Genomic DNA, 18,901 nt, shown 5'->3' with positions numbered 1-18,901 from the left:
GAAGAGGCATTTACTTATAAGGTTATTTTTCTCTGCTTAGGCATTCTGGTAAAAGTATATTTAGTGGTTTATCTTGCTATTTTACTTGGTTACTGTATTGCTGTAAGCACTCCATTTTTATTTGGCATACTATATCTTATTGCTTCTCTAGTTATTTAAGAATCTGAAAGCCGAGCTACTCATCGTTCTGAGCAACTCGGATTTTATCAGTCATGATATCCTTTGGAGCACTTGTGGCACTTATTTGTCTAGAAATAGCAAAATAGCCCTTCGTTTCTTCGGAAATTAGATAAAACGAAAAGGCCATTTCTTCATGCTTTTTTGTAACTAGAGATGAGCCTGACGTTACGACTCGTCTGACTATCTTCTTATATTATAGTAAAGTTATATTATATCGTCAAACAGAGATAAACCTTATACATACTAATTAGAGATAACTCCTATATAATCTAAAATATAAATGATAAATAATAGGCACGGTCTCGGTTACATAGTATACTTGTGCTATTAAGTTACTTTTACTATGTATATGATTAGATAGAGAATAGCGAATGAGTACATTTAAATACATTTTTAAAATTATACTAGTACTTTACGTTAAGTATTTGCTCGTTTCTATATGGATCGGCTCCATAGAGGGGGTTATTCATAGCTTACAGAACCATAATTTAACGCCGTACTTATACCCTTTAGGAAGTTATGATTTAAATATGATTTTTCTATTTGGTAATATCCTTCTTATTCCTTGGCTTGTTCTATGGTGTAAACGGTTACCACTAGCCTTTAATAAACCCAAAATATATTATAGGGCTAAAGGGTGGATACGATCTAAGAAAGAGCAGAGCCTGATTTATAAAGTCATCATTAATAGTCTGCTGGTTTTACTAGCATTGTGTCTTTTGGTATATATTATTATTGCCATTGGAACGTTGCTTGCATTAACTCCTTACTTTATATATGCTATATTTCATTACATATTTTATTTCCGAACTCTATTTATTTAAATATCTTACATATCTGATTTAGATGAATAGAATAAACACTTAAATATAAATTTATAAATAATAGGCACAGTCTTATTTGCATAGTATACTTATGCTAATAAGGTTGTGCTTATTTTATGTTGTAAATTTAGAGAGGTTTTTATGTTACGTAAAAGTATAGTCGTGATGGCATTAGCGGCTGCTTTCACCTTGAATGTAAGCGCTGTGCAGATCGAAGTCCCAGCTGGACAGCCGCCTATGCCAGGGGCTGATGCGAGTATTCCGGCCAATGCGTATGAGAATTATCGGACCGGTAGTTTGAGCAATGTAAGGGCTAGTGATGTTATAGAGTTACATTCTAAATCTGAAAAGCGTATGGAAATGTATGCAACTGACTGGGGTCTAACACGAGATGAAGTTAATCAGATAGCAAGCGATTCTGAAAAGATGATGGATTTACTTGTTAATGAATCTGCTGTTGTGTTGTTGCATGATGATCGTACTAACATCCGAGCATCTGTTCCTGGACTACTATTAGCAAGTAAATATTATCCAAAACGCAGTGATGGTGAACGGTTATCTATTGTAAGAGAGAATTCCATGTTTTTTGCAATCGGCACGAAGCCGAATTATGATGATGCTTTACGTAAACTAAAATCAGAGCGAAAAGGGGAATTCATATATCCTGGTATTTCACATGGCAAATGGGCTATTGAAACAGAGTCTTTTGGTGAAAATACGCCTGCTATGGTTGCCGTAGTTGGCTTAGATAGTCAACCAAATAAAGAGTATATGATAGGGCTTAGCTACAAAAATCAGCCGGTTACCGATAAGCTAGAGCGCGTTATGAGTAATTATGTGATTCCATCGATTCGCTCTTTAGATGATATGGATCATTATAGTGAAAGTGTCAACTGGGATAATCTCATATATCGTATTCCTAAAGGACTTACACTAATAGGACAGAAATCGTTAAAGGACTCTGCCGAAATGAGAGACTATAGTGGATTAGGTATGCGACTTATTGTGGCTAAGAAGCCTGTAAAAGTAGATGATAAATATATGTATTCTTTTATTAACGAAATTTCAGAAGTAAAGCCAGAAAGTCAAATTATAGGTGATGTATCTATCCAATCAGCATCTGTTTGGAATAATGGTGTTCCTAGTTTTTTGGTAGATAACTATCAACCAGGCAAAAAGTCTTTAATGCATCGATTTTTACGAGATGACAAGAATGTATATATTATGAGTTTAGTTTATACTGATGGAGCTATACCATATTCTCATATTCAATTGCGTAATACAGTAGAATATTCTGACTTTGCAAATATTGAAACATTGAGAAATAAAGTAATTCGCATTCAAAGTCAAGAAAGAATGTAATACGAAAATTATTTCCATATTAGTGAAAATGCCTAAAAAGCAGTTTGATGCGGATCCAATCTTTAATCCGTGGTATATAAAATGGATTGAAATATTAACTCAATAAGAACTTTAGTGTTAAAGTTTTTATGGTATTAGATAGGAGAGAGGCAATGAGTAAACTCAAGTACATCAAAAATATATTAGTGCTTTTGCTTAAGGCTTATCTTGTCTATCTATGGATTAACTTTGTAGAGACGTTTACTCAGCTACTCTATAATATTTATGTATTAAAAGTATATTCATTGGAGCATTTCGGTCTATTTCTATTCTTTCTCTTTAGTAATATATGTTGTATTCTGTGGCTTGTTTTATGGTGTAAGCGATTACCGCCAGCTTTTAATAAACCAAAAATATATTATGAAATTAAAGATTGGATACGATCCAAGAAACAAGAAGCACCTATCTATAAAGTTCTATTTGGTAGTTTACTGCTTTTGTTAAAGCTATGTCTTGTAGTGTATATCTTAATTGCTGTCTCTACTGTTTTAAGCATTCCATTGATAGATTATTAGTATTCTATCAAACATTAAATTAACTAAAAAGCTGAGCTACTATGTTGATTAAGTTGCTCAGCTTTTATTAGTTTATTCATATATCTATATAATGCAATGCTTGTTGTATCGTATATTAGTTCGTTCTATAATAGACTTAGGATAGTTGGACGAGGTTGGGCCTCTCTTCGTTTTTGAAGGGAGGGATAAGTCTATGAGTGATTATGAAATAATCATGCTCCTCTTACAAGTACTGGCTGTTGTCATTGCTTTTGGAGCCTTAATAGCGCTTATTTGTCTCACAAAAGACAAATAGCCCTCCGTTACCGCATGGTAGCTAAGTAAACAGAAAGGCCATTTCCTAAGTATTTTGATTTTCGAGATGAGCCTGACGCAACTACTCGTCTGACTATCTACTTATATTATAGAGTTAAAGATATATATCGTCAAATTAAGATAAACATTATAAGTACTAATAGAGATAATCCCTTTACATTCTAAAATATACACTTATAAATAATAGGTAATAGGCACAGTCTTATTTGCATAGTATACTTATGCTTATAAGGTTGTGTTTTTTATTTTGTAAAAGTTTAGAAATATGAGAGGATATATGTTACATCGATTTTTAATAACGCTAGAGCTTATGCTGGCTTTCACCATCCCAGCCCAAGCAATCACGATTGAGGAGCTCACGTCTCAGCCGCAGTTCAAGCAGGTGTCTCAGTTTGTGTCAGATATTCCTAATGTAGACGAGCGTGGCGCGTCCTATATTGATGTGAATACGGTGAAAGTAATCGGTTTTGAGCCGCCTATTTATACGATTAAGGCGACTGTATATAAAGCGTATCAATGGAATGATGAGAAAGTGATTACCGTTAAGGACATGACTTTCACCTATGATAGTAGCAATTCAGCAGCTAGCAAGGCCTATCGGGCGCAACAGCAAGGGACAATGGCGATTAATACTGATGCGAATATGAATAACGATATGTGGTCTAATCCAGGGATTATGCGCGATGAAGAGGAAATCAGCCGCTTTGGCTTTGATGGAACGCCTTGGCCTATCCATCGAGGGGCCTTCCTGCGCAGACCTGTTGTGAAAGATTCTCTAAATAAAGAGTTTTACGATATCGCTGATGCGGTGTATTATGAAGTATATAAAGAACATTTTGATGAGGTTATTGTTAAGTAAATTCTATGTGCGGAGGTTCTTATGAAACCATTTGAAACGAAGGATTATAAGGCATTTACTATGTTCGAGGATCGTTGGGCGCTGGTTACAGCAGGTACACTTGAGGATTTTAATACGTGTACCGTTAGTTGGGGTAGCATGGGCAACGTATGGGGCCCTAATGGTGGCGATATTTCTACGGTGACAGTGTATATCCACCCAGCTCGTTATACCCAAGAATTCATGGCAAAATACGATACCTTTACTGTTAGTTTCTTCCCTGAAAGCCATCGCAAGGCCCTTGGTTATTTAGGTTCTCATTCTGGTCGCAACGAAGATAAGGTGGCTAACTCTGGGCTAACACCAGTGGCGGCAGGGAACGGTGTGACTTTCAAAGAAGCAGATTTAACATTTGTATGTAAAAAACTGTATGAACATCAATTTGATGAAGCTCATTTGGCAGATAGCGTAAAGGAATATTATGCAGCGAATCCGGCTGTGTATACTCAAGCTGGCAAAGATCGCTGGGAACCGCACTATATGTACATCGGCGAAGTACTTGAGGCTATAGAGGGCTAATCTTATATAAGGTTTATTTATATTATATCTATATGTGTAGGTAAACCTATTTCTAAAAAGAAATAGAGAGAGAAAAGCAGCCAGTATTGCGATTTGCAGTACTGGCTGTTTGGTTTACACCTCTGATACTATTAGGTTGATTTTGAACGATGTTTTAATGGGCATGGCTCCCCTCTGTATCTGGGAATAGAACATGCTCTTTCAGTTTAAAGTTAGGATTATTGGTAGACTCAAAAAACTCAATCATATTCCGTAATTTTTGAACTTCCTCAGTATTTAAAAAACTTGGATAAAAGATGGTATAGATAAAACTATAGGTTCCATCATAGGAGTAAAAGGTTAGGATGTGATCATCTTTATGGGGTTTATAGATGTGTGTGGATAGCCCAGGAATATTATTATTCCATATAACGGCATAATTAATATAATCCGATGTTGGGTAGGAATAGTAAATATCCCAGGACGTATTTAACTCCGTTTTAAAATCGTAATGACCATTTACAACAAGTTCATGCGCATATGGGTTCTTAGGAACATTGTCAGTAGAAACAAAGAATATTATGTTCCCTTTTTTGTAGTGTCTAATATCTTGGTGGTCGGAGCCCTTACTTTGACCTTCGTATATGGCGTCTTTTGGTACGCGGTATTGTATACCATTTAAGTTTTCTATGCGTGAATATTGATTTAATTCATTTAGGTTTTGCACAGAAGGAAGCACATAATTAGCCAATAATTTATCTGTAGGAACTTTGTTCAGAACGGGGTTGTTATCATAATAGACAAACCCTGCGTGATATAAGGGATGACGCATGTTATAGCCCTTAAATTTAAAATTGATTGTGTCGATGGTAAGAGTTGTTTTTTTACCGTTTTCAAGGTGTGGCATCTTCATGCTATCCCAAGTGCTGTAGGTAACAGTAGGATATGAAAATACAGTACCCTTTATATCAGAAATGTGTTTTGCTGGATTATGTTTTGCCATGTCTTGAAAGAAATCACGTACATTCTTGTCAGTTAGTTTTTCATAAGCTATTTTTGTGTTACGCCAGTCATAGTCTTTGTAATCAGCATAGTCAATTTCTAAATTGAGACTTCCATTATCGGTAAACACTCGATAGTCCTCAATGGTTCGACTTGGACTTTTGTAACGCCCTATATTATAATCACTTTTTATGCCCGCTACGGGGAATGAAAGCCGGATTTGGTTGTATTTGTCATGAACGGAAATGATCGTATTATGGTAATGTTGACCGCGATAGATAGAGGCAGCTTTAGCGTACTCCATTTCGCTTTTGTTAATACCTTTAGTTTTGTCCGTTGCTTTGAGTGTTTCTACATAGTTTGCTACATCCTTTTCAATATCAGGATTCGTAGTTTTGTAATTTATGTAGGCATCCTTTGGAATCTTCGAATCTGCACCAGGAATATTAACATTGATGGCTCCTACTGATGATAAGATAGTGCTCATCATGAAAATACCCGCTAATAGTGGTAGTTTGGTCATGGTAGTATCTCCCGTTTATACTCTCATATCTATTGATCTTGTGTAATCCATAGGTTAAGTTGTTAAGTATAATTATATAACTAAATGACTATATTTTTAAGTTGTATGTGGAATACAAAAAAGGCAGCCCCTATTGGCTGCCTTTTTTGCCGTTGTTTAACGTAGAAAGTGAGACGGTATTTACTACCTGTATTTATAATAACATAGGGCATGGACATAAAATGCCACATAATATTGATACAAATTCTTAGTTTTAATTTTAGTTCTTTATTTTGGTTTTTATGTTACTTTGTATGCCGCATTTTTCTAAGGGATTTATCAAAATAAGTCATAATTTTGATGAAAAATTAGTATATATGAGTCGATAGTGAGGGATAGCTTATATAGTGGGTTCCTTCAGTGAGAACTACTATAAATTGTATATTTTAGCAAAATTTTGTGAATTTTAACCCCACAAAAAGGTCAAAATCTGATATAATAATAGTATTAAAAACAACTACGCGAATGCGTAGTTTTCTTATTTTGTGTTTGGTATAGGTAGTCCCATGAGTGTAGTGAAGCCCTTATTATGGCTATTAGAACCGTATATCGTATATAAAGCCTATTTGTGGGCCCTCCGCTTTATAGCACATCCAGTGACGTGGGAAGGCGAAATAGATTTATTCTCCTTGACCTTAACGATGCTGCTCATTCTTGATGCGGTGGCGTTACCATTGGTCATTTTATATTGCCCTAGCTTAAATCCTGGTAAGCGACTTCCTAATTGGATTCATCGTTTAGGTACGCCTATCTACATCGTTCACAATTGGCTAGATGGCAAGGTTGGCGGCGGTACATCTACGCCGATTGTATGGTTACGCAAAACCTTACATTCCCTATTGTTATTTATCTATTTGCTAATCCCGCTCTACGTAGGTGGTCATCTCGTGATGGGCCTCGTAGTGGCTCTCATGTATGATGTCCTCGTGTGGGCACATGGAGGTGTGTGATGGCGACTTGCGAGTGGCCTACTACGCCTTTGTATCAGGCCTATCACGATCATGAGTGGGGGCGGCCTATTCATGATGATCGGTTGCAGTTTGAACATCTCTGTCTTGAAAGTCTTCAATGTGGCCTCAGCTGGCTTACGATTTTGAATAAACGAGATATTATCCGAGGCTGCTTTGATCATTTTGATATTGATATGGTTGCTAGTTATGGTGAAAGCGACGTAGAGCGAATCTTGCAGACCGAGGGTATGCTCAAGTCTCGACCTAAAATTGAGGCTATCATCAATAATGCTTCTGCTTTTAAAGATATTCAAGATAAATTTGGTTCGTTTTGCAACTATATCTGGGCTTTTACAGACAATAAAACTATTATTTATGAAAGCCACCCTGATGGAAATATACCTGCGAAGAATGGCTTGTCCACGCGGATTAGTAAGGACCTAAAGAAACGAGGTTTTAAGTTTGTAGGCCCTGTTACCATCTATTCCCACCTGCAAGCTAGTGGTCTCATCAACGATCACGGCAAGGACTGTCCTTGTTTTGACGATATTAATGCAAATGCTGATATTATTCGACTACCTGTGGATGGTGAGAATTAATATAGTTCTTATTATTCTGTATTTAGCGTTATATTTCTTTACTTGCTTTTCAATGTCTGTTGTAACGTATTCATATAATGATTAGTTAACAATAGTTTTTATACATAATTCATTTTACAAAGTTGAATTTGTGTTAAACCGCACCTTAAGGTGTATACTATAGTCGATGGAAAGATAGCGTTCCATCATATGTCGGCCCGCTTTATATACAAACACATATATTCTCTCTCTCCAAAGCGGGTCTCTCATATACTTCTCTCTCAACGCTATAAAATAACATGAAGCCTCTATCCTTAACTGGATAGGGGCTTTTTGCTATATATCGGAATGTTAGATTGTATATCATGACAAATTGATTTATTTCGATGTAGTTGGTATACTGATGATGAAATAAGCATTTACTTTCACAATTTAGAAAGGGAAATATATGATTGGTTTGGGCACGGCCATTAACATTGGCCTCATCATAGCCGGCAGCTTGTGCGGCCTCGCATTTGGTCGGTTTATGAAAGAAAATTTGAAACAGACGCTCATGATGGTGAGCGGCATTATCGTTCTCCTTCTTGGGATGAGCGGCGCTATGCAGTATATGCTAGTTATTGTAAACGGCATGCTGCAAACGACGGGGCCTATGCTCATGATTATTAGCATGGTGGCAGGCGCTGTAATTGGCGAGCTTATCGACCTTAACCGTTGGATTACTGTTTTTGGTGACTGGGTGAAAGCAAAAACTGGTAACACTGGTGATCCGCAGTTTACGCACGCTTTTATCACAGCATCCCTTACGTTTACCGTGGGCGCCATGGGCGTACTAGGCTCTATTCAAGACGGCTTGACGGGTAACTATCAAACGCTATTGTTGAAAGGCATCCTCGACGGCATCATCGTTATGGTTATGGTGTCCTCTATGGGCAAGGGCGCATTGTTCTCCTTTATTCCTGTGGGGATTACCCAATGGATTATTACAGCTATGGCTCACATCGCTGCGCCTCTAATGACGCCAAGTGCTATCGATAACCTGTCCTACGTGGGATCTATTCTGATCTTCTGTGTCGGTATTGACCTCATCTGGCCTGGTAAAATCCGTATTGCTAACCTATTGCCAGCCATCTTTGTGGCTATGGGCTTAACATTCTTGCTGTAAATCATACTATAAATAGCATTATAAGAAACCTATATCCTCTAAACCTTTGATATGTACCTTGTACATGAGGTGGAGGATATAGGTCTTTTTATTTTCTGAAATTATTTTGTAATAAAATAACTTATGATATTTCTCCACTCAATCAAGTTAATGATATTCCTCAACTCAATTAAGTTGATAGATATAGATCCTTACGTTCCGAAATAGGTGACCAATAGAGTCACTGCCAAAGTAGGATTTGACTGGTATTACCTAGAAATCTTTTACCAAAATCGCAAGCAGAATAATTCTAATCCCAATCTACCTGTTATTCAGGTAGATATTATTGAATTATACCTGTTTAACAGGTATAATCAAAGGAGAGATTCTATGATTATCGGATTTAAGGAGATATAAGTATGAAGGAACTAATCCCAGTACCTAAAATGAGTGAGGTTCTACGTGAAGAATTTATGCAACCATTGGGGCTAAGTGCGTACCGTGTTGCGAAGGATATTATGGTTCCTGTATCACGAATACAAGAAATTCTTCAAGATAAACGAAAAATTACGGCAGATACAGATTTACGATTGTGTAAATATTTTGGCATGTCTAAAGGTTTTTTCTTAAGATTGCAGATGGATTTAGATTTGCTTGAAGCAGAGGACACTGAGGGACTGCAAGCTGATTTAGAAAATATTATATGTATCACAACTCAATCTACTGCTGATTGATAATTTTCGATATATTTGGTACACTTATTTTATAAATAAATCGTTAGAACATTATGTATTACTATAAGGAGACGCTATGTTATTCGTTGAATATCCTAAATGCACAACATGCAAAAAAGCAAAGAAATTCTTAGATGATCATAATATTAAATACACAGATCGTGATATTAAATCTGAAAACCCTACAGCAGAAGAAATCGCTGCTTGGTATCCACAATCTGGTAAAGATTTGAAAGCATTCTTTAATACGTCTGGTATGATCTACCGTGAACAGCAATTAAAGGATAAATTACCAAACCTTAGCGAAGAAGAAAAAGTAGCTTTATTAGCATCTAATGGCATGTTAGTAAAACGTCCTATCTTGGTTCTTAAAGACAAAGTTCTAGTGGGCTTTAAAGAAGCAGAATGGATTGAGGCGTTGAAGCTCTAATTTTATAACTTGGGTCAAAGCCCCTATCTCTAAAAGCCTCCATAGCGAGCTAAGTCATTTTTAGAGATAGGGGCTTTTCTTTTTATATGAAATTAGCATCTTCAACTAGGGCCTATTGAAGAGTTTCCAAAGCGAGCTAAGTCGTTTTTAGGGATCTGTTTTTTCTATATCTAATAAAGAAATAAGAGCTTTCAACTAGAGCTTTAATGGGAGAGGTCATTTTTATGAATTTATTCTTTTCCTATTTTGTAATGGAAATGCAGTTCTTTATTATTTATCAAAAAAATTAATTTGTATATAGTTTGTATGTTTTGTATAATATTTACATTGTAGATATACCCCTATGGGTACATAGAGGCTACATTACCTCAGGTATATAAAGTTTACATTACCACAGGTACAAAGCGTTTTAAATTACCTTAGGTGCAAAGTGTTTTAAATTACTTTAGGCACAGAGAGTTTCAAATTGCTTAAGGTATAAAGCGTTTTGAATTATTATTGTGTTGTTTTGTGTTTCCGGAGTAAGTAAGGCCGGTTCTAGTGTATAGAGAGGTCCATATGAAGTTTTTACAGTCTTTATCAGCGCAGGTGTCGCTATTTACGCAAGGTGCTATTTTGGCACTAGGTGTTGTATTTATTCTATTAGATGTAATCACAGAGGTGCTAAATCCCGTTATAGATTTAGCGTGGGTAACGGTTCTAGTTTGTGGTTTACCACTATTTATTAACAGTGTTCAAAGTATTTGGGAGCGTTTAGAGATCCATGCTAATTTCCTCATTGTAGTGGCCATGGTGGCGCTCATTTCCATTGGCGATTATCATACGGCGGCCTATGTGGGGCTAATCGTACAGGCTGGTTTCTTCTTGGAGCAGCTTATTACGGGTGAGTCACATTACACTGTAGATAATGATATGCTTCCTATGATGCCATCTCAACTGGTGGCATTGCGTCAGGGTATTAACAATTATTCGTCCGTCATTGTTGTAGCTGTATTGCTATTGTCTATGGGTTCCTTTGCATTGACACAGGATTTCATACATACTGTAACCTTGTTATTGGTGCTATGCCCATGTTCTTTGGAACTTATTTTAGTAGCGCTCATGATGGGATCTCTTGTGGATGACGCATCTCCTGTATCGGAGCTTTCAAAAGTAACAAAGCAGTCTCATTTAGGTCTACTCATCGTGTCCATTGTGTTCCACATTGCCATCATCGGTGCTGGTGTATTTGGTCTCATCGATCCTGTTACGGCCGTTGCATTGCACGGTTTAGCACGACTGGGTCTCGTGTATAATTTGAAAGTTTTAAATGGTTCTTTGTGTGTAGCATAGAATTTAGTACAGTATATATTTTAAGACATAATAAAATCCCCTAGTAAATAATATGTGTCCAGGAAAATAGGTACATATCATACTAGGGGATTTTTATGTTCATACAACAGTTAGTTGTAGATTATTCTTTTGCTTGGGATTTATCACCAAGTGTGAGAAGTAGGAATACGATAGCGAGGATACATGCACCAACGAGGGCCACGAAGCCGCCATCCCAACCATAAAGGTCAACCATGAGACCCATAAACGCACCAGCACCAGCGGAACCGATGAGGTAACCAAGAAGGCCTGTAAGACCAGTAGCGCCACCTGTTGCTACACGTGGTACCATGTCTGCTGCTTGAAGGCCGATCATCATAACAGGACCATAGATGAGAAAGCCAATAGCGATAAGTGCTAAATTATCGATAAGGATATTGCCTGCTGGGTTGAACCAGTAAACAAGGATTGCCAAGATAACGAATAGCATGAAGCAGATGGTAGCTGGAGCACGACGGCCGCGGAATACGCGGTCACTCAAATAGCCACTTACGAGCATGCCTGGAATACCAGCCCATTCGTATAAGAAGTAAGCCCAACGGGAACCTTCTTTTGTAAAGCCTTTCACAGCAGTCAAATAAGTAGGCGCCCAGCTTACTACGCCGTAACGGATGAAGTATACAAAGATATTTGCGATTGCAAGATACCATAAGTATTTGTTATGCAAAATATATTTGTAGAATATTTCTTTGAAAGTAGTTTTATTTTCATCTTTTACTTCAGTTGCTACTGTTTCGTGTTTATATTCCTCGATAGGTGGCAAGCCACAAGATTGAGGTGTATCTTTCAACAAGAAGAATGTAACTACAGCTAAAACGATAGAAATAAGAGCAGGGAAGAAGAAAATACTATGCCATGTACCAAATAGATAGATACCTAACGTAGCGAGAGGTGCGATGATACCGCCACCAAGATTGTGGGATACGTTCCACCAAGACCACCAAGCACCGCGTTCAGAACGGGAGAACCAAGTTACCATATTTTTCGCATATGGAGGATAGCCCATACCTTGGAACCAACCATTTAAGAAGGCGAGTACGCACATGATAGGAATACTGCTTAAAACACCAGGTAAGGTGCCGAATAATAACATAACTAAAGCACTGAGCAATAGACCTACTGTGGAGAAGTATTTTGGGTTAGAGCGGTCAGACGCATTACCCATGACAAATTTACTTATGCCGTACGCTACGGATAAGAGGGTCATGACAATACCAAGATCCGCTTTAGTGTAGCCGTACTCGGCAATCATGTACGGAACAGCCAAACTAAAGTTTTGGCGGATCAAATAGAATGTAGCATAACCAATAAAAGTACCTGCAAAGACTTCTTTGCGAAGACGTTTGTAGGTGGAATCGATTTGCCCCTCTGGTAATCGTTCAATATGAGGAGCTGGAGAGAAAATCGACATCATCACACATCCTTTCTACAAAATGCCATTGTAATCATACCATGTATGACTAAAAGTCGACTATATTTTATTTTTAATTATGATAAATAGTTATTTTAACGCACCATTATGGGATAAGCGCATAGGTTGTAGAACATTAAAATATCTTCTATATAAAAATCCATTTGATTATCAAGATATATGAACGATGCGCCAGCCCTTAAGAAATCTGATGTAGGTATCGCCATGGGCGGTGTAGGCAGTGATATTGCTGTAGAAGCAGCAGATATCGTTCTTGTAAAAGCAGCTCGTAAACGCGTGTTTGAAGGGTAATTAAAATTCATCCACTGATCTGATTGCTAAGATGTCATGAGCTAAAACGTAATATAATCAATAAAATAGCGCTATCAATTCCGATAACAACTCTGTATGAGTAGTGGAATTGATAGCGCTTTTATATTTAGAGAATTACTTATTTTGGTATTCAAAGAAATACGTGTTTGATTATTCAATTAATTCTCTTATAGGCATAGTTGTAGGTAAACTATATCATTAATCTACATATGTTACTTTGTAGCCTTTTGGCTCGATTTCGCGGCGGTTAAGACCATTTGGTAAGTCTGGATAACCGATAGCAAGGCTAGCATAGACTTTTTCATCTTCGCCGAGGCCGAGTTCACGCATTTTAGCTTGAATGCGTTTGTTATCTTGAAGATGGCGAATTTGGTTCACCCAGCAGCTACCAAGGTCGAGTTCGTTGCAAGCGAGCATCATGTTTTGCATCGCACATGACACGTCAGCAAAGTTATTGGCATAACTTGGTTTGCTAGCCAATACGATGAGTACAGGCGCCCCATAGTTAAATACAAATTTGCCTTCAGCGGACATTTTAATGATATTCACCATATATGGTAATGTGTTTTCTGTAATCGGCATTTTGCCGTATTCTTCTTGAACGAGTGTTACTAGCTCGCTTAGCACATCTTGGTTCGTGATAACCATGAAATGTGTTAATTGCGTATTGCCACCAGATGGAGCACGGCGACCAGCGTCGAGCACTTCATTGATGAGCTCTCGAGATAATTGATCAGCTTTAAATTTACGCGTACTATGACGAGTTTTGATACATTCTAAGGTATTCATGAGGGCCTCCTATGACAAACGAGATTTTGATATAGAGCTTCTTTTATTATACTACAAGGAAAAACTAGGAGGGGTCACATTTTAACCAAGGTATCTAACTATACAAGAAAAATAAGTTCTGATATCAAAAAAAATTATTAATAAGTCCACAGTTTTATGGTAAAATTTTTTCTCATGAATTCTATAGAAATCGGCAATTATTAACGAATAAGAAAAAATACATTAATTAATTGACAAATTAAAAAAAATATGGACAAAGTAGGCTTTTTGCGTTGACTGTTTACCGTAGAATTGTGTACAATTAATTGTAGATTATTGTGTGCATATGGAGGTAGAATATGGCAGAAATTGGCGTACTCGAAGGTTATAAACATAAAGAAGATGTTCCAGATTTCGAATATTTAAAATTAGAAAACCAGTTGAGCTTCCCACTTTATGTAGTGGCGAAGGAGATTGTTAATGCATATCGTAGTCACTTGGATCCTTTGAATTTGACATATACTCAATACATCGTAATGATGGCATTGTGGCAATATGGTGACTTATCCGTTAAAGAATTAGGCCAAGTATTGCGCCTTGATTCTGGTACGTTAACACCACTTTTAAAGAAATTAGAAGCAAAAGCATTCTTGAAGCGTAAGCGCAGTCGTCAAGATGAACGTGTAGTTATGGTAACTCTTACTGAGACAGGTAAAGCATTGCGTGACGAAGCAGTTCATGTGCCACGTCGTTTGTCTGAAGCTGCAGGCCCAATCTTTGATGTTGAAGAAACGCGTCAATTGCGTGCATTGCTTAACAAATTGTTAGAAGCAATCGATAACGCAAATGCAAGAACAGCAGGAAATGGTAAGCGCTAATTTAGTTTACTCTAGTAAAATCTCATATGCATACATTCTGTAATTTAATATATCTAATATTTTCATAAAATGTGATATACTATACATATAGCGTATTGTACTGAGGTCATGTGAGAGCATGACCTGTCGTGAGATGCCGAAAGGCAAAAAGGAGAGCATTATGAATAAAAATTTATTAGGTGCATTTGTATTAGCAGGTACATTATTAGTGGGTGGCGTTGCAAACGCAGCAAACTGGAATGGTTTGGCTAACTACCCAGAGGTTCCAAATAGTGCAAATGGTGCAGAAACGTATTTCTTCGATAAAGCATCTGAGTTCAAAGGTATCGATAGTAGCCGTAACTATGTATTCGGCATCAATGTAATTAACATGCATAATAACCAATATGGTGAAGCTACATTGTTCAAATACATTGTTCATCCAAGTTTGCATACTGTATATCGTTTCGCTCCAGATGGTCAAGCTTACCAAATCACTCCTGGTTCCAATGAATACAATATGTTCTTGGCTGCTTGGAAAGAAGTATACGGCACTGACTTCTCTTTCCCAGCTTTATAATTTGATGGCGCAAGCCGTAATAATTACATAACTATTGCTGGTGAAAGCTCCTTTGGGCTTTCACCAGTGTTGTTTATGGAGGTTTCCTATGTCTAAATCTGAATTTGCTCAAGCTTATACGGAGCGCATGTTCCCTGATATTGCGGCCCCTGCAGGTTATATTGATCCTGAGTTTGAAGTTTTATTTGATAATTTTGCATTCGATGAAGTTATCACTGAAGAGGGGCGTAATGTGCCTGCCAAGGATCGCTTCTTGGCTATCCTTGCTACATTAGTAGGGGCATCTGCTGTGGATGAATATGCGTTGATGCTACCGGCAGCACTTAACTTTGGCTTGATTCCCGATGAAGTAATCGAGCTTATTTATCAAGCTGTGCCATATCTTGGCATTGGTCGTGTGCGTCCATTCTTTAAGGTTACAAATAAGATTTTTGACTATCGAGGGGAAACTGTTGCGGATCCATCTCGCAGTACAATTACTGCTGCATCTCGTCTTGAAAAGGGCGTAGAAAAACAGGTGGAAATCTTTGGTGAATCTGTGCGTCATTCTTACGAAGAAGGCCCTGAAGATACACGTCACATCAAAAAGTGGCTTGCTAATATGTTTGGCGACTATTACACGCGTAAAGGCTTGAGCGTGGCTCACCGCGAAATGATTACCTTTTGCTTCTTGGCCGCTCAAGGTGGCTGTGAACCTCAGCTCAAGGCTCACGTAGAAGGGAACTTGAACGTAGGGAACAGCAAACAATATTTGATTAATATCGCCTCCCAATGCGTGCCGTACATCGGTTATCCACGCACCTTGAATGCCCTTCGTTGCATTCAAGACGGCTACACCGCATGGGAAGCTAAACAATAAGAAATTATGTAATACATCAACGTGTTATGTAATCTATATATGATATATAGTTCATAAACATGTTAGTTAACATATAAAGGAGTTCTATGTTTGATTTAAATCCGATACAGATATTAGCTAGTATTCCTGCTATTATCATCGTTTTTTCTATCTTTGGATATGCAGAGGCCAAAGTAGCTACCTGGTTTGGCGATCCAACACCTCGGATGGCGGGGCGCCTCACATTATCTCCTTTGGCACACCTTGATTTAATAGGTACAATCTGTATCATTCTAGTTGGCTTTGGCTGGCCTAAAGGGATGGCTATTAATCCATCTTATTTTAAAGACCCACGCCGTGATATGAGCCTACTTGCTTTTGCAGGTCCTATAGCAGGCCTGATTACAGGGTTCGTATTTACTTTCATATACGTACTTTTGGGTAATTTGAATCTTATGCAGTCCCCGGGTTTACCGATGGTTATGCAATACATTATTTTGTATAGCATCGGCCTTTCTATTTTCTGCTTAATTCCATTCCCACCATTACCTGGTTTTAATATCATTTTGCCGTGGCTACCGACAGAATGGCAAATTAAATATTACCAATTAGGGATGATTAACTTGATCTTCTTTATCATCCTTATTAATACACCGATTATTTCTATGGTAATCCGCCCATTACAACAAACAATTTTCAAAATTTACTTTGCAATCATTGGGACGATTTTATAAATATATTTGGTGAAAGCCTCTACTATATAGGTGATAAATCTATGGTAGAGGCTTTTTTGTGTTATAAGTATGAACAAAATTATAGTTATATTTATATTAAAAACTATCGATATAGCTTTTAGGATATGATATACTAAGTATAGAAATCGTAAATTTTCGATATATTAATATGACAGTGTATTTTAGATACTATTGATAGGGGCAATTGGGCCAGTACATCGATATGTAAATCAATACACTGCATCGATACGTCAATCGATATATTAAGTCGGTACGTAAATCGATATATTAAATTGATATAGTATATAGATATTCAAGTGAATAGAAGAGGAATACATATGGATTTTGAAGAAAATCAAGTGCCAGAGGCGATTCTGGACAAGCTTACAAAGGTGTGCACATGTCGTAGCATTACACGCAAAACGATTAAAGAAGCCATTTTAAATGGTGCTCATACATTTCCTGAGGTAAAAGAAGCAACTCGTGCTGGCACGGGTGCTTGCGGTGGTAAAGGCTGTGGCCCTCGCATCGTAAAGCTCTTAGCAGAAATGAAAGAGCAAGGTAAAATTTAAAACTAAGCAAAATTTAAGACTAAGCAAAAGTTAAGCGTAAATTTACTCTTAACTCATATAAAGACTATTACTTGGAATCAATACGGTATGTATTCGTAGGTTTTGAGTAATAGTCTTTTTTACGCTCACGATGCACTACATGTATTGGCCTTGTTGGGGTTGTCTTTATTATTTGATATACTATACATAATACTTTTTAGAGATTTTGGAGGTATATATGTTTCGACGTATCGTAGCGGCTACGATGATTGGCGCATTGGCGCTTACAACGGGCTGCGGTTTACATAATCCATTTACTTCTAAAGCAGAGCCTGTAACCTATGAATCTGTGGCACAGAGCGAGCTTTCACCAGAGGAAAAGGTGGATAAATTAGTAGCTAATATGTCTGATGCAGACAAGGTGGGGCAATTGTTGATGATTGGTATCCACGGCAAGACCTTGAACGATGATGCTAAGTTTATGCTCAATGAGTACCGCGTGGGCGGCATTATCTTGTTTGATCGGAATATGGAGTCCAAAGATCAAGTGAAATCGTTGATTGCGGACATTAATAAAACTGGTAAAAGCGCCGGTTTAACGCCATTATTCATCGGCATCGACCAAGAGGGCGGTGCCGTAGCGCGCATGGAGGATCAGCTCATCAAGGTCCCTCCAGCAGAAGAGTTAGGCAAGGAGCCTATTGAGAAAGCGGTATCCTTGGCAAAACAGTCTGGTACAGAACTTAAAGACTTGGGATTCAACATTAATTTTGCTCCTGTAGCGGACTTGGGATTAACCTATGGCCGTTCCTTTAGTACGAACCCTGATGAGGTCGTACGCTATGCCAGTGCAGTAGGCAAGGCCTATGATGAAGCGGGCTTGTGGTATTCTTACAAACACTTCCCAGGTATTGGTAAAACGGATGTCGATTTACATGCTGATACCAGTGTTGTGCCAGTGTCTAAAGAGACATTGTTGAATGAAGATACAAAGGTATTTGTAGACCTCATTAAACAGTCTAAACCGAATACATATGCAATTATGGTGTCTCATGCGATGTATCCTCAAATCGATCCAGACCATCCATCTAGTCTATCTAAAGCTATCATTACAGACTGGTTGCGCAAGGATATGGGCTATAACGGCGTTGTCGTAACGGATGATATGGATATGGGCGCTCTTGCAAAACACTACACCTTTGGCGATATGGCGGTTCAATCTATCTTGGCTGGCAGCGATATCTTGCTCGTATGCCACGAGTACGAACACATGCAAGAAGCGTACAATGGCCTTATGAAAGCCGTAAAAGACGGCCGAATCTCTAAAGAACGACTCGATGAATCTGTGAAACGGATTTTGCTTATGAAGATAACTAAAATTTCTTAGACTATTTGTTTTTGTTGCAGGAATTAATTAACCATATAAC

Annotated in this window: 19 protein-coding genes; 16 read left to right on the top strand and 3 right to left on the bottom strand. The window is 37.7% G+C overall.

Annotation, left to right across the window (positions count from 1 at the left end):
• Positions 1-1,145: 1,145 nt before the first annotated feature.
• The 3 genes from VCHSUH03_RS01140 to VCHSUH03_RS01125 all read left to right on the top strand — a co-directional run bounded on the left by VCHSUH03_RS01140 (position 1,146) and on the right by VCHSUH03_RS01125 (position 4,652).
• Positions 1,146-2,366 (top strand): hypothetical protein, encoded by a 1,221-nt coding sequence (locus VCHSUH03_RS01140; RefSeq protein ID WP_105093759.1) that lies wholly within the window; start codon positions 1,146-1,148, stop codon positions 2,364-2,366.
• Between the two features lie 1,146 nt (positions 2,367-3,512).
• On the top strand, positions 3,513-4,094 hold the full coding sequence (locus VCHSUH03_RS01130) for a hypothetical protein (RefSeq protein WP_105093757.1): 582 nt from the start codon (positions 3,513-3,515) through the stop codon (positions 4,092-4,094).
• Between the two features lie 21 nt (positions 4,095-4,115).
• On the top strand, positions 4,116-4,652 hold the full coding sequence (locus VCHSUH03_RS01125) for a flavin reductase (protein ID WP_105093756.1): 537 nt from the start codon (positions 4,116-4,118) through the stop codon (positions 4,650-4,652).
• A 154-nt stretch (positions 4,653-4,806) separates the two neighbouring features.
• Here VCHSUH03_RS01125 and VCHSUH03_RS01120 read toward each other — a convergent pair whose 3' ends face one another.
• Positions 4,807-6,156, bottom strand: coding sequence for a hypothetical protein (locus VCHSUH03_RS01120; protein ID WP_105093755.1), 1,350 nt, complete (start codon positions 6,154-6,156; stop codon positions 4,807-4,809).
• Positions 6,157-6,701: 545 nt separating this feature from the next.
• On the opposite strand from VCHSUH03_RS01120, the gene VCHSUH03_RS01115 reads away from it, so the two are divergent.
• From VCHSUH03_RS01115 to VCHSUH03_RS01090, 6 genes are all read left to right on the top strand, one after another.
• Positions 6,702-7,145 carry a hypothetical protein gene (locus VCHSUH03_RS01115; RefSeq protein WP_105086083.1) on the top strand — a complete coding sequence of 148 codons (444 nt, stop codon included), beginning with the start codon at positions 6,702-6,704 and terminating at the stop codon, positions 7,143-7,145.
• Complete coding sequence (locus tag VCHSUH03_RS01110; protein ID WP_105093754.1) at positions 7,145-7,744, top strand: DNA-3-methyladenine glycosylase I; 600 nt, start codon at positions 7,145-7,147, stop codon at positions 7,742-7,744. Before VCHSUH03_RS01115 ends, VCHSUH03_RS01110 begins: the two co-directional genes overlap by 1 nt.
• Before the next feature lie 427 nt (positions 7,745-8,171).
• Positions 8,172-8,888, top strand: coding sequence for a DUF554 domain-containing protein (locus VCHSUH03_RS01105; protein ID WP_105093753.1), 717 nt, complete (start codon positions 8,172-8,174; stop codon positions 8,886-8,888).
• A 398-nt stretch (positions 8,889-9,286) separates the two neighbouring features.
• Positions 9,287-9,601 (top strand): HigA family addiction module antitoxin, encoded by a 315-nt coding sequence (locus VCHSUH03_RS01100; protein WP_105093752.1) that lies wholly within the window; start codon positions 9,287-9,289, stop codon positions 9,599-9,601.
• Between the two features lie 76 nt (positions 9,602-9,677).
• Positions 9,678-10,031 (top strand): Spx/MgsR family RNA polymerase-binding regulatory protein, encoded by a 354-nt coding sequence (locus VCHSUH03_RS01095; protein WP_105093751.1) that lies wholly within the window; start codon positions 9,678-9,680, stop codon positions 10,029-10,031.
• A gap of 558 nt (positions 10,032-10,589) precedes the next feature.
• Complete coding sequence (locus VCHSUH03_RS01090) at positions 10,590-11,363, top strand: hypothetical protein (RefSeq protein WP_105093750.1); 774 nt, start codon at positions 10,590-10,592, stop codon at positions 11,361-11,363.
• A 121-nt stretch (positions 11,364-11,484) separates the two neighbouring features.
• Here the strand turns inward: VCHSUH03_RS01090 and pgtP are convergent, their stop codons facing one another.
• Positions 11,485-12,813, bottom strand: a complete 1,329-nt coding sequence (gene pgtP, locus VCHSUH03_RS01085) for a phosphoglycerate transporter protein PgtP (protein ID WP_105086078.1) — start codon at positions 12,811-12,813, stop codon at positions 11,485-11,487.
• A 180-nt stretch (positions 12,814-12,993) separates the two neighbouring features.
• Here pgtP and VCHSUH03_RS09600 point away from each other — a divergent pair, with 180 nt between their 5' ends.
• On the top strand, positions 12,994-13,125 hold the full coding sequence (locus tag VCHSUH03_RS09600) for a hypothetical protein (protein WP_277620746.1): 132 nt from the start codon (positions 12,994-12,996) through the stop codon (positions 13,123-13,125).
• A gap of 219 nt (positions 13,126-13,344) precedes the next feature.
• Here VCHSUH03_RS09600 and VCHSUH03_RS01080 read toward each other — a convergent pair whose 3' ends face one another.
• Complete coding sequence (locus VCHSUH03_RS01080; RefSeq protein WP_105093749.1) at positions 13,345-13,935, bottom strand: nitroreductase; 591 nt, start codon at positions 13,933-13,935, stop codon at positions 13,345-13,347.
• Between the two features lie 338 nt (positions 13,936-14,273).
• On the opposite strand from VCHSUH03_RS01080, the gene VCHSUH03_RS01075 reads away from it, so the two are divergent.
• The 6 genes from VCHSUH03_RS01075 to VCHSUH03_RS01050 all read left to right on the top strand — a co-directional run bounded on the left by VCHSUH03_RS01075 (position 14,274) and on the right by VCHSUH03_RS01050 (position 18,861).
• Positions 14,274-14,792 carry a MarR family winged helix-turn-helix transcriptional regulator gene (locus VCHSUH03_RS01075; protein ID WP_105093748.1) on the top strand — a complete coding sequence of 173 codons (519 nt, stop codon included), beginning with the start codon at positions 14,274-14,276 and terminating at the stop codon, positions 14,790-14,792.
• 160 nt (positions 14,793-14,952) lie between these two features.
• The gene (locus VCHSUH03_RS01070; RefSeq protein ID WP_105093747.1) at positions 14,953-15,351 is read left to right on the top strand and encodes a hypothetical protein; all 399 of its coding nucleotides are present in this window, start codon (positions 14,953-14,955) and stop codon (positions 15,349-15,351) included.
• Between the two features lie 88 nt (positions 15,352-15,439).
• Positions 15,440-16,210 (top strand): carboxymuconolactone decarboxylase family protein, encoded by a 771-nt coding sequence (locus VCHSUH03_RS01065; RefSeq protein WP_105093746.1) that lies wholly within the window; start codon positions 15,440-15,442, stop codon positions 16,208-16,210.
• An 86-nt stretch (positions 16,211-16,296) separates the two neighbouring features.
• Positions 16,297-16,923 carry a site-2 protease family protein gene (locus VCHSUH03_RS01060; RefSeq protein WP_105093745.1) on the top strand — a complete coding sequence of 209 codons (627 nt, stop codon included), beginning with the start codon at positions 16,297-16,299 and terminating at the stop codon, positions 16,921-16,923.
• Between the two features lie 338 nt (positions 16,924-17,261).
• Positions 17,262-17,495 (top strand): (2Fe-2S)-binding protein, encoded by a 234-nt coding sequence (locus tag VCHSUH03_RS01055; protein WP_024047871.1) that lies wholly within the window; start codon positions 17,262-17,264, stop codon positions 17,493-17,495.
• Between the two features lie 217 nt (positions 17,496-17,712).
• Positions 17,713-18,861 carry a glycoside hydrolase family 3 N-terminal domain-containing protein gene (locus VCHSUH03_RS01050; protein WP_105093744.1) on the top strand — a complete coding sequence of 383 codons (1,149 nt, stop codon included), beginning with the start codon at positions 17,713-17,715 and terminating at the stop codon, positions 18,859-18,861.
• Positions 18,862-18,901: the final 40 nt, after the last annotated feature.

The organism is Veillonella infantium (assembly GCF_002959895.1).
Classification (GTDB): domain Bacteria; phylum Bacillota; class Negativicutes; order Veillonellales; family Veillonellaceae; genus Veillonella; species Veillonella infantium.
The sequence above is the reverse complement of the archived record's forward strand: the minus strand, read 5'-3'. Positions and strand labels throughout refer to the sequence as shown.

What these genes read in the sequence shown, in the direction of transcription:
- VCHSUH03_RS01100 (WP_105093752.1), top strand. Translation starts at nt 9,287, where the DNA reads ATGAAGGAACTAATCCCAGTACCTAAAATGAGTGAGGTTCTACGTGAA.
- VCHSUH03_RS01110 (WP_105093754.1), top strand. Translation starts at nt 7,145, where the DNA reads ATGGCGACTTGCGAGTGGCCTACTACGCCTTTGTATCAGGCCTATCAC.
- VCHSUH03_RS01080 (WP_105093749.1), bottom strand. Translation starts at nt 13,935, where the DNA reads ATGAATACCTTAGAATGTATCAAAACTCGTCATAGTACGCGTAAATTT.
- VCHSUH03_RS01125 (WP_105093756.1), top strand. Translation starts at nt 4,116, where the DNA reads ATGAAACCATTTGAAACGAAGGATTATAAGGCATTTACTATGTTCGAG.
- VCHSUH03_RS01140 (WP_105093759.1), top strand. Translation starts at nt 1,146, where the DNA reads ATGTTACGTAAAAGTATAGTCGTGATGGCATTAGCGGCTGCTTTCACC.
- VCHSUH03_RS09600 (WP_277620746.1), top strand. Translation starts at nt 12,994, where the DNA reads ATGAACGATGCGCCAGCCCTTAAGAAATCTGATGTAGGTATCGCCATG.
- VCHSUH03_RS01070 (WP_105093747.1), top strand. Translation starts at nt 14,953, where the DNA reads ATGAATAAAAATTTATTAGGTGCATTTGTATTAGCAGGTACATTATTA.
- VCHSUH03_RS01130 (WP_105093757.1), top strand. Translation starts at nt 3,513, where the DNA reads ATGTTACATCGATTTTTAATAACGCTAGAGCTTATGCTGGCTTTCACC.
- VCHSUH03_RS01050 (WP_105093744.1), top strand. Translation starts at nt 17,713, where the DNA reads ATGTTTCGACGTATCGTAGCGGCTACGATGATTGGCGCATTGGCGCTT.
- VCHSUH03_RS01120 (WP_105093755.1), bottom strand. Translation starts at nt 6,156, where the DNA reads ATGACCAAACTACCACTATTAGCGGGTATTTTCATGATGAGCACTATC.
- VCHSUH03_RS01060 (WP_105093745.1), top strand. Translation starts at nt 16,297, where the DNA reads ATGTTTGATTTAAATCCGATACAGATATTAGCTAGTATTCCTGCTATT.
- VCHSUH03_RS01105 (WP_105093753.1), top strand. Translation starts at nt 8,172, where the DNA reads ATGATTGGTTTGGGCACGGCCATTAACATTGGCCTCATCATAGCCGGC.
- VCHSUH03_RS01090 (WP_105093750.1), top strand. Translation starts at nt 10,590, where the DNA reads ATGAAGTTTTTACAGTCTTTATCAGCGCAGGTGTCGCTATTTACGCAA.
- pgtP (WP_105086078.1), bottom strand. Translation starts at nt 12,813, where the DNA reads ATGTCGATTTTCTCTCCAGCTCCTCATATTGAACGATTACCAGAGGGG.
- VCHSUH03_RS01055 (WP_024047871.1), top strand. Translation starts at nt 17,262, where the DNA reads ATGGATTTTGAAGAAAATCAAGTGCCAGAGGCGATTCTGGACAAGCTT.
- VCHSUH03_RS01065 (WP_105093746.1), top strand. Translation starts at nt 15,440, where the DNA reads ATGTCTAAATCTGAATTTGCTCAAGCTTATACGGAGCGCATGTTCCCT.
- VCHSUH03_RS01115 (WP_105086083.1), top strand. Translation starts at nt 6,702, where the DNA reads ATGAGTGTAGTGAAGCCCTTATTATGGCTATTAGAACCGTATATCGTA.
- VCHSUH03_RS01075 (WP_105093748.1), top strand. Translation starts at nt 14,274, where the DNA reads ATGGCAGAAATTGGCGTACTCGAAGGTTATAAACATAAAGAAGATGTT.
- VCHSUH03_RS01095 (WP_105093751.1), top strand. Translation starts at nt 9,678, where the DNA reads ATGTTATTCGTTGAATATCCTAAATGCACAACATGCAAAAAAGCAAAG.